The 3,703-nt window shown below is 53.7% G+C and carries 3 protein-coding genes; all 3 read left to right on the top strand.

Features of this window, described 5'->3' with window-relative positions; all coding sequences use genetic code 11:
- Window positions 1-41 precede the first annotated feature (41 nt).
- The gene (nifK, locus tag AB7U36_RS20545; protein WP_428161492.1) at window positions 42-1,418 is read left to right on the top strand and encodes a nitrogenase molybdenum-iron protein subunit beta; all 1,377 of its coding nucleotides are present in this window, start codon (window positions 42-44) and stop codon (window positions 1,416-1,418) included.
- A gap of 37 nt (window positions 1,419-1,455) precedes the next feature.
- Window positions 1,456-2,832 carry a nitrogenase iron-molybdenum cofactor biosynthesis protein NifE gene (gene nifE / locus AB7U36_RS20540; RefSeq protein WP_428161491.1) on the top strand — a complete coding sequence of 459 codons (1,377 nt, stop codon included), beginning with the start codon at window positions 1,456-1,458 and terminating at the stop codon, window positions 2,830-2,832.
- Window positions 2,829-3,703 (top strand): nitrogenase component 1 (locus AB7U36_RS20535; RefSeq protein WP_428161490.1); only part of this gene is annotated, 875 nt, incomplete at its 3' end. The genes nifE and AB7U36_RS20535, both read left to right, overlap by 4 nt.

Raw genomic sequence — 3,703 nt, 5'->3', positions numbered from 1 at the left:
AAACGTTAAAAACATAGATAAAAAAGTATCAGGAGAAAATTATGCTGCTTCGACATACACCTAAAGAGATTAAAGAAAGAAAGGCCCTGGCGGTTAACCCGGCTAAAACCTGCCAGCCCATCGGGGCCATGTACGCCGGCCTCGGTATTCACGGCTGCCTGCCTCACAGCCATGGGTCCCAGGGCTGCTGCGCTTATCACAGATCCACCCTGACCCGCCATTACCGTGAACCCATCATGGCGGCCACCTCCTCCTTTACCGAAGGTGCGTCGGTGTTCGGCGGCCAGGCCAACCTGCTCCAGGCTCTGTTAACCATATTTACCACCTACAACCCGGACATGGTCGCGGTTCACACCACCTGTCTGTCGGAAACCATCGGCGACGACGTGAACCAGATTGTCAAAAAAGCCTATAAAGACGGCACCATCCCCGAAGGCAAGTATGTCGTTCATACGTCAACACCATCCTATGTCGGATCCCATGTCACCGGTTTTTCCAATATGGTTAAATCCATAGCGGTTCAGATGGCTGAAAAGACCGGCAAATCCAACGGGAGAGTGAACATTGTGCCCGGATTTGTGGAGCCTTCGGATATGGCTGAAATTAAAAGAATCGCTGCAATGTTGGGCGTAAACCCCATCCTCTTTCCGGATACCTCCGGCGTTGTCAACGGACCGCTCACCGGAAAATTTGAGATGTATCCCAAAGGCGGTACTCCGATCAGTGATCTGAAAAGCGCGGGTGACAGCATGGCTTCCATCGGCCTGGGCGCCTGGGCGTCTGCAGAAGCGGTCAAAGCCCTTGACGCCCAGTGCAAGATCCCCTGCCAGGTGCAGGATCTGCCCATCGGCCTTCTGGCCACAGACCGGTTCGTTGATGCCCTGCGTACGGTAGCCGGCGTCAGTGTACCCGATTGCGTTACCCAGGAGCGCGGTCAGCTGTTGGATGTCATCTCAGACATGCAGCCCCACCTGTACGGCAAAAAGGTCGCCCTCGCAGGTGACCCGGACCAGCTCATCCCCCTGACCGAATTTCTGGTCACCATCGGCATGAAACCGGTCCACATCGTTACCGGCACCCCGGGCAAGGCCTTTACCAAACGGATCAAGGAGATCACGGCCAGGTTCGGAGACCAGATCAATGTCCAGAACCCCGGCGACATGTTCCTGCTGCATCAGTGGATCAAGAATGAACCTGTGGACCTGCTCATCTGCAACACCTACGGCAAGTACATGGCCCGGGACGAGGATATCCCCTTTGTACGCCACGGCTTCCCCATCCTGGACCGGATCGGCCACGCCTACTTCCCCACAGTGGGGTACAAAGGCGGGCTGCACCTTCTGGAGAAAATCCTGGGCGTCCTCATGGACCGCAAGGACCGGGATGCATCTGAAGAAACGTTTGAACTGGTAGAATAGTATCTGAGAGCAATTAAAGCAGTAAAGGATAAATAACATGACCTCCATATCGGTACTCAAACAGAGAGAAAAACAGATCTACCAGAAGGGCAAACAGCCCTTTGAGATGGAATGTGAAACCAAGAGTCTGGCGGGCGCAGTCAGCCAGCGGGCCTGTGTATTCTGCGGCTCCAGGGTGGTGCTTTATCCCATCGCGGATGCCTTGCATCTGATTCACGGCCCCATCGGGTGCGCCTCCTATACCTGGGATATCAGAGGGGCCCAGTCTTCGGGCCCGGAGCTTCATCGGATGAGTTTTTCAACGGATCTGTCAGAGACCGATATTATCTATGGCGGAGAAAAAAAGCTGAAAAAGGCATTGCTGGAGCTGATTGAAAAGTATTCACCCAAAGCCGCCTTTATCTATTGTACCTGCATTGTGGGCATTATTGGTGATGACGTGGACGCGGTCTGCCGCCAGGTGGAAAAAGAGACCAATATTCCTGTCATCGCTGTCCACTCTGAAGGATTTAAAGGAACCAAAAAAGACGGGTACAAGGCAGCCTGCGACGCGTTGTTCAGCCTGATCGAAAGAAACAAGGCCCCCCGGGTCACCATTCCCGACTCCATCAATATCCTGGGGGAATTCAATATTGGCGGAGAGACATGGATCATAAAAAAATATTATGAAGCCATGGGGGTCAAGGTGGTCTCCGTGATCACCGGTGACGGCCGGGTGGACGAGGTGATGCAGGCGCGCAATGCAGCCCTGAACGTGGTCCAGTGTTCAGGGTCGGTCACCCATCTGGCAAAGCAGATGGAAAAAGAGTACGGCATCCCTTTTATCAGGGTCTCCTATTTCGGTATTGAAGACACCTCGGATGCCCTGTACCAGGTGGCGGTACACTTTAAGAAAACCCCTGAGATTTTAAAAAAGACCCGGGAGCTGATCAAAAAAGAAGTCAAGGCCATTGTTCCGAGCCTGGAAACCATGAAAAAAGATCTTGAAGGCAAAAAAGCCGCCATATACGTGGGCGGCGCGTTCAAGGCATTCTCCCTGATCAAGGCATTGAAAACCCTTGGCATGGAAGTGGTCCTGGCCGGATCACAGACCGGCACCAAGGAAGATTATGAGGTGCTCAGGCAGATGTGCAACGAGGGAACCGTAATTTTAGACGACTCAAATCCCCTGGAGCTGGCCAAATATTCCGTTGAAAAGGATGCGGACCTGTTTATCGGCGGCGTCAAGGAACGCCCCATTGCATATAAAATGGGCATCGGGTTCTGCGACCATAACCATGAACGAAAAATTCCTTTGGTAGGCTTTGAAGGCATGGTCAATTTTGCAAAAGAAGTACACGGAACCGTTACAAGCCCGATATGGGATCTTGTTCCCAGACGGCAGAACCCAATCGGAAAGGAAGGTGCGATATGACCCCGAGCAGACCTTATAAAGAGACCCCCTCATATACCGCCACCCAGAATGCATGCAAAATGTGCACGCCTTTAGGGGCCAGCCTGGTGTTCCAGGGAATTGAAGGCTGTGTGCCCCTGCTTCACGGCTCACAGGGATGTTCAACCTATATGCGTCGCTACCTGATCTCCCATTTCAAGGAGCCCGTGGATATTGCCTCTTCCAACTTCACCGAGGAGACGGCCGTATTCGGCGGCGGGGCCAACCTGAAGCTGGCCATTGAAAACGTGGCCCGCCAGTATGCCCCGAGCATGATCGGTATCGCCACCACCTGCCTGTCCGAAACCATTGGGGACGATGTCCAGTTGATATTAAACAGCATGGACAATAGCATCAACGGCACGGCCCTGGTCCATGTCTCCACACCATCATATTCGGGCACCCACGTGGACGGATTCCATGGCGCCGTGGCGGCTGTGGTGGACCGCTTCAACCCGGCGGGTAAAAAAATCGTTTACCGGCCCAAGAAAAAGAAAACCATCAATTTGTTTCCCGGCATGCTCTCCAACGAAGACCTGCGGCATTTAAAAGACATTTTTGAGGATTTCCATACCCCTGTCACCATCCTGCCCGATTATTCCGAGCGGCTGGAAGGACCGTCCTGGCAGGAATACCAGGCCATCCAGAAAGGCGGCACCACACTTTCCGCCATTGAGAAAATGAACGTGTCTGTTCACAGTATGGAGTTCGGTGCCGTGCTCGCCCTGGCCGCGGAAAAGGGTCAGGCGACCGCTGGAGCCATCCTGAACAAACGCTTCGGCGTCCCATGCACACGCCTGCCCATTCCCATCGGGGTAAAGGCCATGGACCGCTTTTTGGATACCCTGTCCCA

Source organism: Desulfobacter sp. (assembly GCF_050177295.1).
This window is presented reverse-complemented; position numbering and strand designations above follow the sequence as displayed.

Coding starts and splice junctions, on each gene's coding strand:
- nifK (WP_428161492.1), top strand. CDS start 42: ATGCTGCTTCGACATACACCTAAAGAGATTAAAGAAAGAAAGGCCCTG.
- nifE (WP_428161491.1), top strand. CDS start 1,456: ATGACCTCCATATCGGTACTCAAACAGAGAGAAAAACAGATCTACCAG.